Consider the following 19,026-nt stretch of genomic DNA (forward strand, 5'->3'; position numbering starts at 1 on the left):
AGGGCTTCGGGAAGCTTTCTTGTGCCGTTTGGAAGTTTACCGGACAGCAATATTTCAATATCGCTTTTCATCTATCAGGCTAAACATTTGAAAAGAAAGCTATGACCGTCTACACGGGATCAATCAGCGAATATGGGAAAACTCCCAGTACTGTTTTCTCACAAGAAACTACTCAATATGGCATAAGTGACAAAATTTTCAGAAATAAGAAATGCTACAGTTAACATACTTATACCACAAAAAAACTGAAGATAGAATTCTAATGAGGAAATAGAGTTTCTACTTCCTTAAAAGTTACGAAAAATTTAACCTATTTCTGAGACAAGTTTCAATTTCTGTTCATCAAGAATCGTGATCTTCCGTCCATCTACTACTATTAGTCCTTCTACAGCAAACTCGGATAATGTACGAATTGCATTAGATGTTGTCATATTAGAAAGATTTGCCAAATCTTCACGCGGAATCTTAATTGCTATCGCATGAGAATCTTCAGCAACGCCATAAGTATCGCGCAAGAAAAGCAAAGATTCCGCCAAGCGCCCTCGTATGTGTTTTTGAGTAAGACTAACGGTGCGAAGATCCGAACTACCTAAAGCTTGTGCTAGATTCGTGATAAAAAACCTACATAACGCATTATTTTTTTGTAGAGCAAAATCAACTATCTTCATAGGAATCAGGCAAACGACTGAATCTTCAAACGCTGCAGCTGAAGTCAGATAACATTCGCCTGCCATCGAAGCACGATAGCCAAAATACTGAACAGGACGCATTAAACGGAGCAATTGACTTCGACCTCCTACACCATCACGATAAATTTTAACCTTCCCTGAAATCAAACACATTAAGTATTCAGGTCGATTGCCAACTTCATAGATAGGTTCGTGTTTTCGATAAGTCACAACTTGCATACTCTCTGCAAAACTTTGCCTTTCATCCTCAGAAAGAAACAGCCATAAATCAGCCATTAAAGCTGTAATCTCTGATATTTCCCATTTATAACTTGACGCTATTCTCATAAGATTAAATAAAAAGTCAAAACAACAAAGTTCGAGTATGTTTCATAACATTTCTTGCTACAAATATAAGAACGTCATTTTATTCGTACAAGGCTTTAACATCTTTTTCATAAACTTTTATACATCTTTACCCTTGCTTTATTATTGCACTTCGACTGTTCGCATCATTTGGCATTCATACTTGACATTTATTCCTCAAATAGCTATAACTATAGAAATGTCGTACGAATTTGTCTAAGAATAGAATCCCCCCCCTATTAACCCGACTGATGCAATAAGCGCATCAGCCGATAGGCTTATTCTGCCGGCTGACAGCCTTATTATATTTTCAAACGCAATAAGGATATTTTCGGCTGTGTCACAAATCTTTCACAGTATAGGACAAACGCTGTTCACTAATATAAAGTTTCAACTAGTGAAATCCTAAAAAAGAATAAATAAATTATTACTTTTCATTCAAAACTGGTTGTAATGAAAATACACCTGAAATCATCTCTGTATCTGTAAAAAACGCAACAGAAAGAAACCTCCTCAAGCTCTTATGAGAAACACAAATTCATTAGCTTTTAGAGATGAAAAATATTAACTATGCATAGTTTTATCAAGTCAAAATAAAAAAAATACATGAAAAACATCCTTATATCATTTTTTTGTATAATTTTGCTTTTAGGTCAATAACTAAGCTGTCTACATAGCATGATGGCACCAAATGAATCATCCAAAGTAATATCAAACCTTAATCATAACTTATTCTACTATGTCCTATTTGCAATTTGATAAAACGCAGATGACAAACCTTCAGGACTCCCTCTTCAAGGAGTTTTTGATAACAAGTCGCTCCGGTGCGTATTGTTCCACAACACTTGTGGGCTGCAATATTCGTAAGTATCATGGTCTTCTTGTAGTCCCTGTTCCTGAATTAGATGACGAAAATCATGTAATTCTCTCGTCACTAGATGAAACTATCATTCAACATGGTGCTGAATTTAACTTAGGCTTACATAAATATCAAGGAGAAAACTACAGTCCCAAAGGACACAAGTACATCACAAAATTTGAATGGGTCAAAGTTCCTACATGGACATACAGAATTGGCGGAGTTGTCCTAAAGAAGGAAATTAGTTATGGAGTCCACGACTCACGACTATATATTCGCTACACACTACTTGAAGCTCACAGTCCTACCACACTCCGACTTCGTCCATTCTTAGCTTTCCGCAATGTTCACGAATGGACACATGCGAATGGCACTGCCGACAAGAGTTATCAACTCATTGAAAATGGCATAAAGATGCGCCTATACAAAGGCTATCCAGAGCTTAATATGCAGCTCACAACCGAAGCGGCCAAATTTCATTATGAGCCCAACTGGTATATGGGACTTGAATATCCAAAGGAACGAGAGCGTGGCTACAACTCATTAGAAGATCTCCTCGTTCCAGGATATTTCGAAATGCCTATTAAAAAGGGAGAAAGCATTGTTTTCTCTGCATCGGTCAAAGAGCCTGAGGAAACTGCCAAACTATCCGCCATGATGGACAAGGAAATAGCCCCACGCCTTCCACTTGATAGTTTCTACCATTGCCTAGTTCACGCTGCCCATCAGTTTAAATTCCAAAAAGACGGTGAATCTTATCTCCTTGCTGGCTATCATTGGTTTAAGTCGCGTGCTCGTGATACGTTCATCGGACTTACAGGATTAACACTTTCAATTGGAGAGACTGAGGAATTCGAATCATACATGGTTACAGCTCAAAAAGCCATATATGACTATATAAACAAGCGCCCTATTAGTGTTCAAATCTATGAAATGGAGAAACCAGATGTCTTACTTTGGGCCATTCGTACAGTACAAAACTACGCACTTTACACATCCAACAAACAATGCTATGCAAAATATGGTACTTTGCTCAAAGATATGCTGGAATTTATCTGGAGCGGTAAGCACCCAAACCTCTTCCTTCATGAAAATGGTTTACTTTATTCAAATGGAAAAGACGAACCTATTACATGGATGAACTCCGTAGCCAATGGCAAACCGATTGTAGCACGTTCTGGATACATTGTAGAGTTCAATGCTCTTTGGTATAATGCTTTAAAATTCATTGAAGAACTCCTCTTAGAAGCAGGAATTGAAGAAGAGAAAGATTTTGCAACCCGAATCCATCGCATGGCAGAGAAAGTGGCCATCTCTTTCAAAAATACATTCCTCAATGAATATGGCTATCTTCTTGATTATGTTGATGGCAACATGATGGATTGGAGTGTCCGTCCCAATCAGTTGATTGCTATTGCTTTGGAATACTCTCCACTTAACATAAAAGAACGAAAGACTGTTTTAGATGTTTGCACAAAGGAACTCGTAACACCTAAAGGCATCCGCTCACTCTCTCCTAAGAGTGGAGGTTACAATCCTATGTATATAGGCAAGCAAACACAGCGCGATTACGCATACCATCAAGGTACTGCATGGCCATGGCTAACAGGGTTCTATCTCAAAGCCTACCTCAAAGTCTACAAGATGAGCGGAGTTAACTATATCGAACGACAACTCATTGGGTTTGAAGAAGAACTCTTCTATCACTGCATCGGAACTATTCCTGAACTATTTGATGGAAATCCTCGTTTTAGTGGCCGTGGTGCCATCTCTTTTGCAATGAATGTCAGTGGTATTTTAACAGCACTGCATCTTGTAGAAAAGTTTCGAATCTTGGAAGAAGAAGATTACTAAGAAGATATAAATAAAAAGTCTAGCTTTATCAACTATAACGCAATGAATGTATTAATGTTCGGTTGGGAATTTCCCCCACATATCCTCGGAGGTTTAGGCACAGCAAGCTATGGCATCACCAAAGGACTTTCCCTACAGCCAGACACACATATAACTTTCTGTATTCCTCGTCCTTGGGGCGATGAAGACAAGAGTTTTATGGATATCATAGGAATGAGTGAAACCCCCATTGTCTGGAAAGATGTCGACTATGATTATGTCAAGCAACGCCTTGGAGACAAGATGGATCCACAGCTTTACTATGCGCTTCGTGACCACATTTATGCCGATTTCAGTTACCGGATGACTGACGATTTGGGTTGTATCGAATTCTCAGGAAAATATCCGAGTAATCTATACGATGAAATCAACAACTACTCTATAGTTGCAGGAGTCATCGCCCGCCAACAAAAGTACGATATTATACATGCACACGATTGGCTGACTTACCCAGCAGGTATTCATGCCAAAAACATAAGTGGCAAACCCCTTGTCGTCCATGTGCATGCTACAGATTTTGATCGTAGTCGCGGAAATGTAAATCCTACGGTTTACAACATTGAGAAAGATGGGATGGACCATGCCGATTGCATAATGTGCGTCAGTGAACTTACTCGCCAGATTGTTATAGACCACTACCATCAAGATCCAGCCAAGTGCATTGCTATGCACAATGCTGTATACCCGTTGGAACAAGATATCCTCGACATAGTTAACCAGCGTAAGCCTTTCAAAGAAAAGAAAACGAAAGTGGTCACATTCCTTGGACGTCTCACTATGCAAAAAGGACCAGAATACTTCGTTGAAGCTGCTGCGCTTGTACTAAACCGTACACGCAACATACGCTTCTGCATGGCTGGTTCAGGCGACATGATGGAAGAAATGATTAATTTAGTGGCATCCCATGGTATAGCAGATCGCTTTTTCTTCCCTGGATTTATGAAAGGTAAGCAGGTGTATGAAGTTTTTAGAGACAGTGATGTATATGTCATGCCTTCTGTTTCTGAACCCTTCGGAATCTCACCACTCGAAGCAATGCAATGTGGCGTTCCTTCCATCATTAGCAAACAGAGCGGCTGTGCTGAAATCCTAAAAACATGTATCAAGACAGATTATTGGGATATTCACGCCATGGCCGATGCCATATATTCAATTTGCGCCAATAATTCCCTCCATGAGTATCTGGCAGAAGAGGGAAAGATTGAGGTTGATGAAATCACCTGGGAAAAGGTGGGTCAACGCATCTATAATTGTTACCAGAATCTCCTTAACAAATAATCTAGCAGCATACAAAAATGAAAACCATTTGCTTATATTTCGAAATCCACCAGAATATCCATCTGAAGCGCTATCGCTTCTTCGACATCGGTACAGACCATTACTATTATGACGATTATGAGAATGAGCGTTCCATTACTGAAACAGCAGAAAAGTCATATATTCCAGCTCTACAAACGCTCATTGAAATGGCCAACAAGAATAAGGGTTTCTTCAAATGTGCCATTTCTTTGTCAGGCTGTGCTATAGAACAGTTAGAAAACCATGCACCACAAGTGCTTGAGTTACTACAAGAACTCAACGAAACGGGTTGCGTTGAATTCCTCGCAGAACCTTATTCGCACGGATTCTCTTCATTAAAAAACAAAGAAAGCTTCATAACTGAGGTTCGTCATCTTTGCCGTAAAATAAAAACACTCTTTGGACAAGAACCAAAAGTGTTCCGCAACTCTTGTTTGGTCTACGATGACGAGATTGGTGAAACAGTTGCAGAAATGGGCTTTAACGCTATGCTGGCGGAAGGAGCCAAACATGTACTTGGCTGGAAGAGTCCTCATTTTGTTTACAATTGCTGCCGCAATCCTAAATTAAAGCTTCTTCTCCGCGACTATAGTTTGTCCGAAGACATTAGTTCTCGTTTCAACGACTCTAGTTGGAGTCAATATCCACTCTTTGCGGATAAGTATGCGAATTGGATTGCACAACTTCCAGAAGAAGAACAGATTGTAAATATTTTTATGGAACTTTGTGCACTAGGTATCTTCCAACCACTCAACAGCAATATCCTTGAATTCTTCAAAGCTCTTCCTGAACAATTCCGTCAGCGTGGTATTACATTCTCCACACCGTCTGAAATTGTAAGTAAAGTAAAATCTTCTGGAGATCTCATTGTGGAATATCCAACTAGCTGGGTAGACGAAGAACGCGATATGTCTCCATGGTTAGGCAATATTATGCAACAAGAAGCTTTCGATAAGCTCTATAGCATCGCTGACCGTGTTCGCATTAGCCGGAATCGCCGTTTACAACAAGATTTCGATTATCTGCAAGCATCCAACAATCTACGCTTCATGTCAACTAAAGCAAATAGCTACGGAGGCTATAGAGGCATTTACGACTCGCCTTATGATGCATTTACCAACTATATGAATATTCTTGGCGACTTTATTGCGCGCGTCGACAGTCTTTATCCTGACATTGAGAATGAAGAATTGGATCCACTACTCACGACCATCAAGAATCAAGAAGAGGAACTTGAGCGAAAAGACCGTGAGCTAGAAAAATTCCGTTTAATGTTAGCTAAATTTGAAGCTGGTGGCAACGCAGAAACGCCTATTACTGAAACAAAAGTTGTGAAAGATAAAAAACAGAACGCAACAACAAAAAAAGCAAAGGCAAAAAAAGCAGATTCAAAAAAGTCAACTGCAAAGAGCAAGGCTACGACGCAAAAGACTTCTAAGGTAAAAGCCACAGAAAAGAAATAGGAAATTCCTTTGCACACTCATTGAGAAGAGGACAGTCTATGAGGCTGCCCTCTTCTTCGTTTCGAACATGTAAAAAGATAAGTTTTTATGGCAAATTAAAATTATTATCCTAACTTTGCAACAATTTCACGACTTATAGTATATAAATAAAGCTATTAATTCATAATGAATCGTTTCTTTCTCCTTATTACAATGGTGTTGGCATTATTTTCTTCATGCCGCACGCAGGAAAAAATTGTCTATTTTCAAGATTTGCAAAATGGTGAAAGCTTCTCCACCCAAACTGTTGAAGCAATGAAACTGCAACCGGGCGATAAGGTTAGTATAATCGTAAGCAGTGCTGCAACTCCAGAACAGGCTCTACGCTACAATCTCGTTGTTGCACAACAACAAGTGGGATCCGCAACAGCTCGTCAAAACAATCAAGTATCGCTCTATACTATCGATGAACACGGAGAAGTTGATATTCCGTGTATGGGGCGCATAAAAATTGGTGGACTCACACGTTCTGATGCTGCAGCTAAAATTCAAAATCTTTTCCGCAACGGCATTCTCAACGATGCAGTGGTAACCCTCAGTGCCTACGATCAATTCATAACAGTTCTTGGTGATGTAAAGAATCCTGGGCGCATTCAGATTGGTCGAGACAATATTACTCTGTTAGAGGCACTTGGAGGAGCAGGCGACCTCAATATCACTGCTCGACGCGATCGCATTCTTGTGCTACGGCAAGAAGGCAACGAAACAAAATCCTACTACGTTGATATTCGTTCTAAAGACCTTATGAACTCTCCTGTCTATAATCTTCGCCAAAACGATGTTGTAGTGGTTCAGCCAAATAAGTTCAAAGCAAACCAATCCACAAACAACGCAAATAGTTTGACACAGGTTGGAACTTGGATTTCAATAGCTTCATTTGCAACAACACTTGTAACTCTCTTCCTTATTAAGAAATAAGGCTATAAAATAACTACAAAACGCCTCACAGTTTTATCTGCTGAGGCGTTTTATTATTCTTACTACGGTTTCACATAGAAACCAAAGAGATAGAAAGCTGGGCAATCTACAATGGCATCCAAGAGTTTTCGCCTCAAGATTAACTAAAATATCCTTATTCTATTTTCAAATACAATAAGGATATCTGCCGACGCACTTATTGGGCCAGCCGACACTCTTATTGTATTTTTAAGCACGATAAGGATAAATACTACGTGAAGAAGAATAGGATAAGATAATTCTATTTAATCCATCCCCTTCTTATCATATCTAAACCCACGATATATTCCATTAGTACCTCTTTGTGATATTCTTTTATATCAAGGCCACAACAATAAAGTTGACAAATAGATATCTCTTTGTTAAAACATCAATATTTTCACAACTTATAAAATAGTTGATTAGCAAATTTTTAAACTCCAACTTCTATAGATCAAGTCCAACATAACGCTTTCAGCCAAATTCCTATACAAATAAACTTTGTTATCGCTCTTATTTTACCATACAGAAGTACAAAAAAATAGGATTCCTTTTTTCTTCATCATTTTTATTTTAACTTTGCGGAAATAGATAATTCTCAAAACTATGAAAGGAATTGTTCTTGCAGGCGGTAGTGGTACTCGCCTCTATCCTATCACTAAAGGTATTAGCAAACAACTTCTACCCATTTTCGACAAGCCTATGGTATACTATCCTATCTCCGTGTTAATGCTTGCAGGAATACGCGACATATTGCTTATATCCACACCTCAGGATCTTCCAGGATTCAAGCGGCTCTTAGGAGATGGTTCCTCTTACGGCATAAATATCAGTTATGCTGAACAGCCGAATCCCGATGGATTAGCACAAGCTTTCATCATTGGCGAAGAATTTATTGGAAACGATAGTGTGTGCCTTGTTTTAGGTGATAACATCTTCCATGGCAACGATTTTCGTCAGCTCCTTGTTGGAGCTGTTCACAATGCAGAAAAAGAAAATAAAGCTACAGTTTTTGGCTACCATGTTAATGACCCACAGCGCTACGGCGTTGTAGAATTTAATGAAATGGGTAAAGCTGTAAGCATTGAAGAGAAACCAGATAAACCTAAATCAAATTACGCAGTAGTAGGACTCTATTTCTATCCCAATAAGGTTGTCAGTGTGGCAAAAACCATTAAACCTTCAAAGCGTGGGGAATTAGAGATTACCACTGTCAACGAACACTTTCTTAAAGACAATGAACTGATGGTTCAGACACTCGGCAGAGGATTTGCATGGTTAGATACTGGAACTCACGACTCACTCAGCGAGGCAAGTACCTACATAGAGGTCATTGAAAAACGCACAGGATTAAAAGTTGGATGTATAGAAGGAATTGCCTATGAGATGGGATGGATTACAGCAGAACAGTTGCTAGAAATTGCTAATCCCATGAAGAATAACGAGTATGGCCAATACTTGTTAAAACTCATTGAAAATTAAAAAAGAATGCTTATCAAGCTATCTCAGATTCTAGTAATCCTGCTATTTTTATGCAGTCCTATTCTTGCACAGACGAAAGGTATCCCCGACTTTTCGTCTGCAACATTTGTTCGAGTTACCTCGCTAGACCAATTGCACGACGATACTTTTATCCTCATAGGAGGTACTGACTCAAAAGACGAACACCTCTACATCATGACGAATAAGGGAAGCAAAAGCAAACTGCAAGCTCGTTTCATTCCCAATGGTATCCCCACTATTCTTTCTCCTAAAAATGCATCTGAGATTTGGAGCCTCAATGAGAAAGCGCAAGGCTTCCTAATCCTTACATCTGACAAAGAAAATGCTCTTTCTGCAAAAGCTAGAGATCTTTATCTCTGTGATGCCAATAATGGAAAATCATGGGAAATTAAGGCGTATGAAGGGAATCGATTTCGTATTTATAACAGCACTGATAAAGAACGCTTCATAGGGCTTTCTGTCTATGATACCAACTCTTCTTATTTCGGTAATTTCACGAAAACAGGAGCAGATAAACCAGGCGTCTTACTCTATAAATATGCTGGCCCTGCAGAAGATAAAAAAGGCGAAGCTACACTACCTACTAATGGTCAACACGTTGCTATAACCTCAACACAAAACCATCTTTTACATAAGGCTCCATCAGTCGATATCTCAGATATTCTGCTCAGCGATGGTAGCTTGGCCCCTAGTAATTATTCAGTGTGGACAGCAAAAGTAGATAATGGGGATTTCATGCTTATGAATACTGCGGAAGCACACCTACAATATAATCTCACCAATGGAAGAGAAGAAAGTCTGTGGCAAATCCAAAATGGAAGAATAGCAACACTTGAAGCTAGTCCTCGCTTTCTTTTGGAGAAAGATGGGAAATTCTTTCTAAGCAGTAGAAGTCAAGATGGTAACACCTGCTTTTTCAGAAACGTGCAAAATCCCCCCACGAGTGAGATCAAAGACGGTCGTCGTATACTACAAGGAGGTTGGAGTTCAAGTCTTTTGGCCAACATAGACTGGGAAGAAGGATACAATTTAGACCTATCGCATATTACCATACCACGTTATCCACAATCCTTCAATAAAAAAAGTAAGACGTCAAATCAAATCATTTATATAGCGGATGATCAAATAGGCAACATTCCATCAAGCTGGACTTTAACAGCTACATATAAACAACTAATCAGAGGAGGAACACTCACAGATAAGTCGGAAGTAAGCGTAAAAAAAAGTATTAATACTGATGCAGGACAACTAACTTACTCACGCCAATTTATCGATAAGAATTGGGAGACACTATGTATTCCTTTCACCGCAAATGTACCAGAAGGATTTCAAGCAGAAGAGTTACAAGGCTATGCCGATAACCAATTAAAATTTACTCCCACAAACACCATAACAGCTAACGTACCTGTCATCATTCGGAGTACTGGAGCAAAAACAACACTTATCCTAACAAATACAGGTGGAGATTTTATCACAGGCACGGATTCTAATGCAGTTTTCTTAAGCAACTACCAACCACTACAGGTAAACCAGACAGACGAGTCTTATTTCCTAGGCAATGAAGGACAGAGTTTTGTGAAAGCAGCAAGGGGTAGCAAACTATCTCCTTTTCGAGCCTATATCCACATTAAGGCTGCTCCTTCAAAAATAAGGATAACCCCCTATACAGAACAAAAATATTAAGATTAGAAATAATAAAACAAGAGATTAGTATGATTATAGCAGTTGATTTTGATGGTACAATCGTTGAACACCGTTATCCAGCTATTGGAAAAGAAATTCCTTTCGCCACTGCCACACTTCGCCAGCTTATGCAAGATGGGCATAAGCTCATCCTGTGGACCGTTCGTGAGGGAGAGCTCCAGCAAGAAGCGATCGATTGGTGTGCAGAACATGGTGTTCGCTTTTATGCTGTTAATGGATATCTAGATGAGGATAATACAGAAGATCATGATGCAGAGCGAAAATCGAACAAACATTATAGTAGAAAACTCAAAGTAGATTGTTTCATAGACGATCGTAATGTAGGTGGATTACCCGATTGGGGAGCCATTTATCAAATGATTTCTCGTCACATAAGTTACGAGCAGTACATTGAAGAACAACTCGGTCATGTTTCAAGAAAAGAACCACGCAAGAAAAAGCACTGGTGGAATTTCTAAATACTAAAAAGAATCGCATTTCACTGATACGTCCAATATTAAAGTATGAAGATTTTTTCTCAACAACAGTTGCCTGACATAGATGCAGCCACCATTCAAGAACAGGATATAAAATCAATTGATCTTATGGAACGTGCTGCTCAATATGTAAGCTTATACCTTTCGAGCCTTAACTATTCTCACTACGTTATCTTTGCAGGACCAGGCAATAATGGTGGGGATGCCTTAGCTGTGGCTCGTTTGTTAGCAGCAAAAGAAGGTAATACCGTCACAGCTTATCTCTTCAACATTGGCAAAGGACTAAGTAGCAACTGTGAAGCTAATCGCAACCGATTAGCTGAATGCCCTAATGTAAACTTTACAGAAATTACTGAAAAATTTGAGCCTCCGCAGCTTTCTGAAAATACCGTTATCATTGATGGGCTTTTTGGAACGGGGCTCAATAAACCTCTCAATGGAGGGTTTGGAGCTTTGGTACAATTCTTCAATGCCTCTTCAGCTCACATTGTTAGCATTGATATGCCCTCTGGACTTATGTGCGAGAACAACGCACAGAATGTACGCAACCATATCGTAAGAGCAAATACAACTATAACTTTTGGTGCTCCCAAGATAGCTCAACTAATGGCTGACAACCATGAATTTGTGGGTAAGCTAATAGTAGCAGATATAGGTCTTTCAGATGGAAAAAGTAAGGGATTAGACTCCAACTACGAATTTACGGATAAAGAAGACATTAAGAATATTATACGAAAGCGCGATCCTTTCGGACACAAAGGAACATTCGGCCATTCTCTTCTTATTGCAGGTACATATGGAATGGCTGGTGCCGCAATTCTTGCAACGCGTGCTTGCCTTCGTAGCGGTGTAGGAAAAGTCACTGTTAGAACCCCCCTTCGCAATAACGACATCTTACAATTGACTGTCCCAGAAGCAGTATTAAATCTCGATAGTCATGAGAAACATTTTTCTTCGCCTATCAACACAGATGACTATACAGCTTTAGCTATAGGTCCAGGCCTCGGAACGAACCACGACACAGCTGTAGCATTTATCGAACAGGTGAGACGCACTCGCATTCCTTTAGTTATTGATGCAGATGGCCTTAATATCTTGGCCGATCATAAAGGATGGATACAACAAATACCGTCTGATGCAATTCTTACACCGCATTTTCGAGAAATGCAACGCATAGGCTCTCATTGCAATGACTCCTTTTCTGCACTGACTGAGGCACAGGAAATGGCGATAAAATACAGCTTCTTTATTATTCTTAAGGGGCATTTCACTGCGATTTGTACGCCAGAAGGCAAAACTTTCTTTAATTCCACAGGCAATAGCGGGATGGCAACAGCAGGCAGTGGCGATATTCTTACAGGCATCATATGCGCCCTATTAGCACAAAAATACACACAAGCAGAAGCTTGCAGATTGGGAGTATATATACACGGATTGGCAGGCGACATTGCAGCTAGCAAACTCGGGGAAACTTCACTCATTGCTTCCGATATTATTGAGGCTATCCCTGAAGCCTTCTTACAACTTTCAACCAGAGACACAGAGGACTTGCCTTCACCAGATTTTTTATTTTTGAAATGAAAAAGATTTTCGTTTTTTTTCTCGGCTGTTTCTGCACTCTTTTATTAAAGGCACAGACAGAAGTAACTCCCTATCAACCAGGAATAACTGAAAATGGCATTACTTACTTTCTACCTAGAACAGCTTTTCACATCGTCCTAACAATGACGCGCACTTCATACAAGCCAGGGCGCTTAGCTGCATATGCAGAAGTATATCTACGTCAGAACAATGTGGTGAGAGAGGCTTATGATGAATGGACAATTCAGAATATACGCATCGAACCCTATGGTACGCCCGATAAGAGCCAAGCCTATACGATTAAGCTAAAACCGCGTACCTCTGCTCCTCTTGTAAGTCTCACGCACGAAGGACTTTTACTAGGAATAAATACTTCTGTACGATTACCTGGAGAACTTACGCAACCTTCTATTACGAAACTCATTGCAGACTCTGCTGAGAACTTCGGAACACAGGAAATGCTTGCTGCTGGGAATATCGACAAACTTGCACAACTTGCAGCCGAAGAAATTTTCAATATTCGTGATAGTCGTTTAGCATTGGCTAAAGGAGAGGCTGATTTTATGCCGCAAGATGGTGAGCAATTAAAACTAATGATGGCAAGCCTAGACAAACAAGAAGCTGGACTTTTAAAACTTTTCCTAGGAACTCACACTTCTGAAACTTGCGTCAGTACAGTAAATTGCATACTAAATACTCCTATCGAAAATAGCGTGCTCTGCCGTTTTTCGTCCCAAAAAGGACTCCTCAATCAAGACGAAGCTGATGGCCAGCCCATCTACATTAGCATGACATCTCGTGAAAATATTCCTCAAGCAGTTGAAACTATACAGAAAAAGCAAGAAGAAGACGTACGATACGTTGTTCCTGCTGTAGTTCAGGTGAAGATTTTTGATGATAAACAAATATATACTAATTTAGAAACACCTGTAGCTCAACTCGGACGTATTGAACATCTTGGAGGCGATTTATTTAATAAAAAAATGAATACGCACATCACCTTTTCTCCTGAAACAGGCGGAATTCTTCGCATTGAGGCAGAAGGACAGAATCAATAAAATGTAACATTCATATACTAACTCTGTCCTGTCAGCTTATAATATTCTCTCTTTAATTCAAAATGAAAAAGACTCTCGTTTTTTCCCTTTTTCTTCTTTTGTGCTTCCCCGTGATGGCACGCAAAGTGGTATATCATATGAAGCATTTTGGTATTCACCAAAACAACACTGATAACACAGCTGCCTTAACTAAGTTCCTCCAAAGCCATCCGCCTAAATTGGGAGATAAAGATAAAATTGTTCTTCGCTTTGATAAAGGTACCTATAACTTTCGCTTAGAAGAAGCTCCAGAGATAGAATGCTTTATTTCTAATCATGACCAACAGCCTTTACGCAAGGCTGTTTTCTACCTAAATCACTATGAAAATCTTACGATTGATGGAGGTGGGGCGCAGTTTCTCTTTCAAGGAGCCTTACTCCCAATTGTTTTGAACTATTGTGAGAATGTCACATTAAAAAACTTTTCGATTGATTTTGTTGACCCACAAATAGAACAAGTAGAAATCATTAAAAGTGACACCACAGGTATTCGCTTTAAACTCTCACCTTTTTCCCGCAATACGAATGATTATCAGTGGCTCTTTACAGAACAAGGGTATTTTGAAACACAGGGAGAAAACTGGCGCTCTCATTTTGCGTGGGGTATAGGCTTTGACAAAAAGACACATCACATTCTTTATAACACTGGCGATTTAGAAATAAATCTTCTCAACTGTCGCCAAGAAGGAGAATACTTTTATGCCCCTAATTGGAAAGACTTGCGACTCAAAACTGGGAATATTGTAGCAATGCGCAACTACAATCGCCCGTGCCCGGCTATTTTTCTCAACGAGAGTAAAAATACAAAACTTCAAAATGTTACTGTTAACTATGCGTGGGGAATGGGACTTATCGCACAACATTGTACAGATATAATCCTCCATGGTTTTAATGTATATCCGTCCAACGGGCGCTATTTCTCCACACAAGCAGATGCCACTCATTTTTCTCAATGCCGTGGAAAAATCATCTCACGCAAAGGTATGTATGAGGGCATGATGGACGATGCTATCAACGTACATGGAGTATATCTCCGTATCCTTCAACGCAAGGATGATCACACTGCAATTTGTGCTTTTATGCACAGTCAAGCCTATGGCTTTAATTGGGGAAACACGGGCGATAGTGTTCGCTTCATCAACTCCACCACACTCGACTCTGTACAAACAAATGTTATCACGGCAATCCGCCCACAAGATGCCGTAACACTGCAAGGGATGAAGAGCTTTCTCATCAGTTTTCGCGACCCAATACCTGCAGAAGCAGATTGTATAGAAAACCTCAAATGGACTCCTTCTATCGTTTTTTCGGGTAATACGATACGCAACAATCGTGCCCGCGGCGCACTCTTCAGTAGTCCTCAATATACTCTGTGTGAAAAAAATCTTTTCGATCATACGTCAGGTTCAGCAATTCTTCTCAGTGGCGATGCCAATGGATGGTACGAAAGTGGCCCAGTGAACAATATAGTCATTCGAAGAAATCGTTTCATCAACGCGCTTACAAGCAGATACCAATTTACTAATGCGGTTATTTCCATCTATCCTGAAATTCCTGAACTCAAGAATCAGCGTAACTACTATCATAATCGCATTTCTATAGAAAATAATCTTTTTGATACCTTCGATACTCCGTTGGTATATGCTAAAAGTGTTCACCATCTAATTTTTAGAAACAACAAAGTGAAGAAGAATTCCGAATTTCCTCCATTCCTAAGCAATACTCAACCTATAATTACAGAAAAAGTAGAGAAAATAACGAAGAATTAGAATATTCTCCACAGAGCAAGAGGCTATAGCGATGCGTTTTAAAACGCCAAAATTATTTAACGCTGTAAAAAAGAGTAAGACAACTTTCTTGAACACGGCTCAACACAAGATACAAAATACAAAGATGAAATACAAAATAATCGTTCTTGACTTAGATGGGACACTAACCAACGATAAAAAAGAAATAACACCACGCACAAAAGAAGCACTGATCAAAGCTCAAACAGAAGGAGTCAAAGTTGTTCTCGCATCAGGCCGCCCCACTTACGGCATCACAGCAATCGCTGAAGAATTGGAACTACCACACTTTGAAGGTTATATTCTAGCCTTTAACGGCGGGCGTATTATTGATTGTAGGAACAATAAGGTAGTCTTTGAACAAACGCTCGATCAGAATCTTGTCCCAAAGCTCTACTATAGCAGCCGTGAAGCGGGATTGGAAATTCTAACTTATAAGGGTGAGGGTATTCTTGCAACAAAAAAGACAGATCAATACGTTCAAATTGAAGCTTCTATCAACAAGATGAAAGTAGAGGAAGCAAGTGATTTTCTCCAACAAATAGAATATCCTATTAATAAATGTCTCATTGTGGGAGATCCCACTCCTCTTCATCAATTAGAACTGCAATTGGCTGAACAACTAAAAGGAAAGATAGATATATATCGTTCTGCGGACTACTTCCTCGAATGTGTACCCGTAGGTATTGACAAAGCAACTTCGCTCAACCGGCTTATCACAGAACTACACATACAATCTGAAGAAATCATTTCGTGTGGCGATAACTATAACGATCTAAGTATGATAAACTTTGCAGGTCTAGGCGTTGCAATGGCCAATGCTCCAAGCGAGATTCAGAAACAAGCTAACTACGTCACTTACTCCAACGAAGAAGATGGTGTTGCCCACGTAGTAGAAAAATTCATTTTAGATCAAAAATAAGAGTTCCTTCCGCAAATAATAAGGTAAGCCTAAAAAAGAAACATTCGCAATTATTACTCCTAAAAATACAATAAGCGCGTCAGCTGACATCCTTATTCTGTCGACTGATATCCTTATTGTATTTTCAAACGCAATAAGGATATTTAAGACTGTTGAAATAGCTAAAGAAACAGGAAGTAAAATTATTGAACTAGAGCAAACATCATATTATCCCAAAGTGATGTCTGGTGCTTTTGTTGAGAATATATACTATGGATTTTGGTCTGATAAAACATTATACAAATACTTTATTAAGTATCTTTTTGGCAAGATATACACTCCGCCCCAAATACATCACCACGTTTATTCAGATGTTGTCCAATCACACGCATATCGTCTTCTAAAAGACAATAACATAAACCCTTTAAACTAAGAATGAGTAAATTATATTATGTAGATAAGGTTAATAAACTATTGGTTGCACAAAGAGTTTTATCTAAGAGAAGCCATCTTTTGGTTTGGGGAAAATTAATATCATTTTGCCTTATGATTATTGCAGGATGGAATGGACTGGATGGTTTCCCTAATATATGGTTGTCTCTCTCGGTCATATGCCTTCTTGTTTATCTATTTTTTGTGTATGCAGATAATAGAGTTGATAGAAAAAGAGAGCATAACCAACAGATGATACAATTTTACGAAGATGAGATTGGATATTTGGGTAATGAGTTTTCCTTTCAAGACGGCAGTGAATATATAGATATACACTCGCCATATTCTTATGATTTAGATATATTTGGCCCTGGGTCTTTGTTCCAAAGATTAAACCGAACCACAACAGTGCCTGGTGAGAAAGCTCTTGCACACAGGCTGATCAATGTGAACACAAGAATATCTAAGAACGATATAGACCAGGATGCAATAAACGAGCTTATGTTGTCGTCAGATTTTCGTGAGGATTATTTATCAACCCCTCACTTTAAGTCTAAAGTGAGGGGAACTAGCATGTACTCTAATGTGAATACGATGCCAGATAAAAACATTAAATGGCTTCAAATATTTCCTATTTGTAGTTTTTTGTTGATTCTGTATCTTATACTTAGCTACATACTTGTAGGAAAAATAAGTTCTATCACATCGGCAACCTTAACAGTATTATTTGTATTACAATTATTTATAACGATAGCGTTAAGCAGTAAGCTTAAAACAGCCTTTTGTGTTTCCAAATCAATAATAGACTTCAATAAAGGTTATATGCCTGTCATTAAAAAGATTTCCGCTTATAACTTTAAGGCTTCGGAGCTTCGGGAAATTCGTAATATAGCTCAAGAGTATCTTGAGGATTTAAAATCAATTCAACGAATTGAAAGTATATATGCTTTGAGAGCGAATCCTTTTTTATGGTTGCTTCTGAATGGCTTTCTGTCGATAGACGTTATGGAAGTTCTGAAATTTCAGCGATGGAAAGTAAGAAGATTAGCAAGCCTTCCTACGTTGTTAGAAAGTATAGGGAAGATTGAGACTTTAGCAAGCTTTGCTCAATTCAATTTTAATCACGCTGATTATTGCATTGCAAAGCCGCAAGAGAATATGCTAATCAATATGAAAAATGGGAAGCATCCTTTTTTGGGAAACTCAGGTGTTGGAAATGATTTCTCGATTTCAAAAGGTTCTATTTCTATTATAACGGGAGCTAATATGTCTGGTAAAAGTACGTTTTTAAGAACGATAGCTCTTAATCTTATTTTGGCAAAAAATGGATGTCGTGTTCCTGCTGATAAGTTCTATTTTAATCCCAACTTGCAAATATTTACAAGTATGAGAACTCGTGATGATATTAAAGGTGGGATATCCTATTTTCAATCTGAAATAATAAGACTGGACAAAGCTATAGACGTTGCATTAAACACTCCTAACGTAATTCTTTTTCTGGATGAAGTGCTTAAAGGAACTAATTCTGTAGACAAGTTAGAAGGGACTAAAAAACTTTTGAGTTTCTTTGTGGAAAATGGAATTACAACAGTATTAGCAACACATGATATAGATGTTACATCTTTGGAATTATCAGGAGTTAAAAGGAACTATTGTTTTGAGATAACCGCAGAAAATCCTCCGAGTTATCCTTACAAACTAACCAATGGAGTATGCCAGAATAAGAATGCTACTTTTTTAATCAATTGTATTTTACAAAAACAACATAAATGAAAACTCTCATATTTAACACGTTCTCAACATTTCCAATGTTTAATCCTGCATACTTAAAAGGGTTCCTTCTAAGGGATGGAATAGAATGTGAACATATAGATATCAATCAAATAATTTGTTCCAAACTATTGAGTAAGGATTTCCTGCAATCTTTGGTATTCAATAAAAATAACGTGAGTTCGACGAATTCAGAACAATGTAAGCGATACTGTCCTAAAAAAAGGTGTAAGTTCCTTCAATCTTATCTTT

Annotated in this window: 13 protein-coding genes; 12 read left to right on the plus strand and 1 reads right to left on the minus strand. The window is 38.7% G+C overall.

The genetic code is table 11. From position 1 onward, the window contains the following. Nucleotides 1-305: 305 nt before the first annotated feature. Nucleotides 306-1,016 carry a Crp/Fnr family transcriptional regulator gene (locus tag ABLA33_RS02785; protein ID WP_311490874.1) on the minus strand — a complete coding sequence of 237 codons (711 nt, stop codon included), beginning with the start codon at nt 1,014-1,016 and terminating at the stop codon, nt 306-308. A gap of 757 nt (nt 1,017-1,773) precedes the next feature. Here ABLA33_RS02785 and ABLA33_RS02790 point away from each other — a divergent pair. The 12 genes from ABLA33_RS02790 (at nt 1,774) to ABLA33_RS02845 (ending at nt 18,777) form a co-directional block, all read left to right on the plus strand. Beyond that, a complete protein-coding gene (locus tag ABLA33_RS02790; protein WP_347719156.1) occupies nt 1,774-3,747 on the plus strand; it encodes a glycogen debranching enzyme N-terminal domain-containing protein in 1,974 nt (657 codons plus the stop codon). Between the two features lie 42 nt (nt 3,748-3,789). Further along, entirely contained in the window at nt 3,790-5,064 is a 1,275-nt protein-coding gene (locus ABLA33_RS02795) for a glycosyltransferase family 4 protein (RefSeq protein ID WP_347719157.1), read from the plus strand. Nucleotides 5,065-5,081: 17 nt separating this feature from the next. Then, on the plus strand, nt 5,082-6,548 hold the full coding sequence (locus ABLA33_RS02800) for a glycoside hydrolase family 57 protein (protein WP_347719158.1): 1,467 nt from the start codon (nt 5,082-5,084) through the stop codon (nt 6,546-6,548). A 165-nt stretch (nt 6,549-6,713) separates the two neighbouring features. Continuing rightward, complete coding sequence (locus ABLA33_RS02805; protein WP_311490870.1) at nt 6,714-7,505, plus strand: polysaccharide biosynthesis/export family protein; 792 nt, start codon at nt 6,714-6,716, stop codon at nt 7,503-7,505. A 624-nt stretch (nt 7,506-8,129) separates the two neighbouring features. Then, a complete protein-coding gene (gene rfbA / locus ABLA33_RS02810; protein WP_347719159.1) occupies nt 8,130-9,005 on the plus strand; it encodes a glucose-1-phosphate thymidylyltransferase RfbA in 876 nt (291 codons plus the stop codon). Between the two features lie 195 nt (nt 9,006-9,200). Further along, nucleotides 9,201-10,709: a hypothetical protein gene (locus ABLA33_RS02815; protein WP_347719160.1), complete on the plus strand. Its 1,509-nt coding sequence runs from the start codon at nt 9,201-9,203 to the stop codon at nt 10,707-10,709. Nucleotides 10,710-10,738: 29 nt separating this feature from the next. Further along, nucleotides 10,739-11,188, plus strand: a complete 450-nt coding sequence (locus ABLA33_RS02820; protein WP_311490867.1) for a hypothetical protein — start codon at nt 10,739-10,741, stop codon at nt 11,186-11,188. 45 nt (nt 11,189-11,233) lie between these two features. Next, nucleotides 11,234-12,787: an NAD(P)H-hydrate dehydratase gene (locus ABLA33_RS02825; protein WP_347719161.1), complete on the plus strand. Its 1,554-nt coding sequence runs from the start codon at nt 11,234-11,236 to the stop codon at nt 12,785-12,787. Next, nucleotides 12,784-13,845: a DUF4831 family protein gene (locus tag ABLA33_RS02830; protein ID WP_347719162.1), complete on the plus strand. Its 1,062-nt coding sequence runs from the start codon at nt 12,784-12,786 to the stop codon at nt 13,843-13,845. The genes ABLA33_RS02825 and ABLA33_RS02830 overlap by 4 nt, the downstream gene beginning before the upstream one ends. A gap of 62 nt (nt 13,846-13,907) precedes the next feature. Then, nucleotides 13,908-15,653, plus strand: coding sequence for an alpha-1,3-galactosidase B (locus tag ABLA33_RS02835; protein ID WP_347719163.1), 1,746 nt, complete (start codon nt 13,908-13,910; stop codon nt 15,651-15,653). A 124-nt stretch (nt 15,654-15,777) separates the two neighbouring features. Beyond that, nucleotides 15,778-16,593 (plus strand): Cof-type HAD-IIB family hydrolase, encoded by an 816-nt coding sequence (locus ABLA33_RS02840; protein WP_315091395.1) that lies wholly within the window; start codon nt 15,778-15,780, stop codon nt 16,591-16,593. 414 nt (nt 16,594-17,007) lie between these two features. Then, nucleotides 17,008-18,777, plus strand: coding sequence for a DNA mismatch repair protein MutS (locus ABLA33_RS02845; RefSeq protein WP_347719164.1), 1,770 nt, complete (start codon nt 17,008-17,010; stop codon nt 18,775-18,777). The last annotated feature ends 249 nt before the right edge of the window (nt 18,778-19,026 follow it).

The organism is uncultured Alloprevotella sp., assembly GCF_963536905.1.
Taxonomy (GTDB): domain Bacteria; phylum Bacteroidota; class Bacteroidia; order Bacteroidales; family Bacteroidaceae; genus Alloprevotella.

What these genes read in the sequence shown, in the direction of transcription:
- rfbA (WP_347719159.1), top strand. Translation starts at nt 8,130, where the DNA reads ATGAAAGGAATTGTTCTTGCAGGCGGTAGTGGTACTCGCCTCTATCCT.
- ABLA33_RS02825 (WP_347719161.1), top strand. Translation starts at nt 11,234, where the DNA reads ATGAAGATTTTTTCTCAACAACAGTTGCCTGACATAGATGCAGCCACC.
- ABLA33_RS02790 (WP_347719156.1), top strand. Translation starts at nt 1,774, where the DNA reads ATGTCCTATTTGCAATTTGATAAAACGCAGATGACAAACCTTCAGGAC.
- ABLA33_RS02815 (WP_347719160.1), top strand. Translation starts at nt 9,201, where the DNA reads ATGACGAATAAGGGAAGCAAAAGCAAACTGCAAGCTCGTTTCATTCCC.
- ABLA33_RS02820 (WP_311490867.1), top strand. Translation starts at nt 10,739, where the DNA reads ATGATTATAGCAGTTGATTTTGATGGTACAATCGTTGAACACCGTTAT.
- ABLA33_RS02840 (WP_315091395.1), top strand. Translation starts at nt 15,778, where the DNA reads ATGAAATACAAAATAATCGTTCTTGACTTAGATGGGACACTAACCAAC.
- ABLA33_RS02835 (WP_347719163.1), top strand. Translation starts at nt 13,908, where the DNA reads ATGAAAAAGACTCTCGTTTTTTCCCTTTTTCTTCTTTTGTGCTTCCCC.
- ABLA33_RS02845 (WP_347719164.1), top strand. Translation starts at nt 17,008, where the DNA reads ATGAGTAAATTATATTATGTAGATAAGGTTAATAAACTATTGGTTGCA.
- ABLA33_RS02785 (WP_311490874.1), bottom strand. Translation starts at nt 1,016, where the DNA reads ATGAGAATAGCGTCAAGTTATAAATGGGAAATATCAGAGATTACAGCT.
- ABLA33_RS02800 (WP_347719158.1), top strand. Translation starts at nt 5,082, where the DNA reads ATGAAAACCATTTGCTTATATTTCGAAATCCACCAGAATATCCATCTG.
- ABLA33_RS02805 (WP_311490870.1), top strand. Translation starts at nt 6,714, where the DNA reads ATGAATCGTTTCTTTCTCCTTATTACAATGGTGTTGGCATTATTTTCT.
- ABLA33_RS02795 (WP_347719157.1), top strand. Translation starts at nt 3,790, where the DNA reads ATGAATGTATTAATGTTCGGTTGGGAATTTCCCCCACATATCCTCGGA.
- ABLA33_RS02830 (WP_347719162.1), top strand. Translation starts at nt 12,784, where the DNA reads ATGAAAAAGATTTTCGTTTTTTTTCTCGGCTGTTTCTGCACTCTTTTA.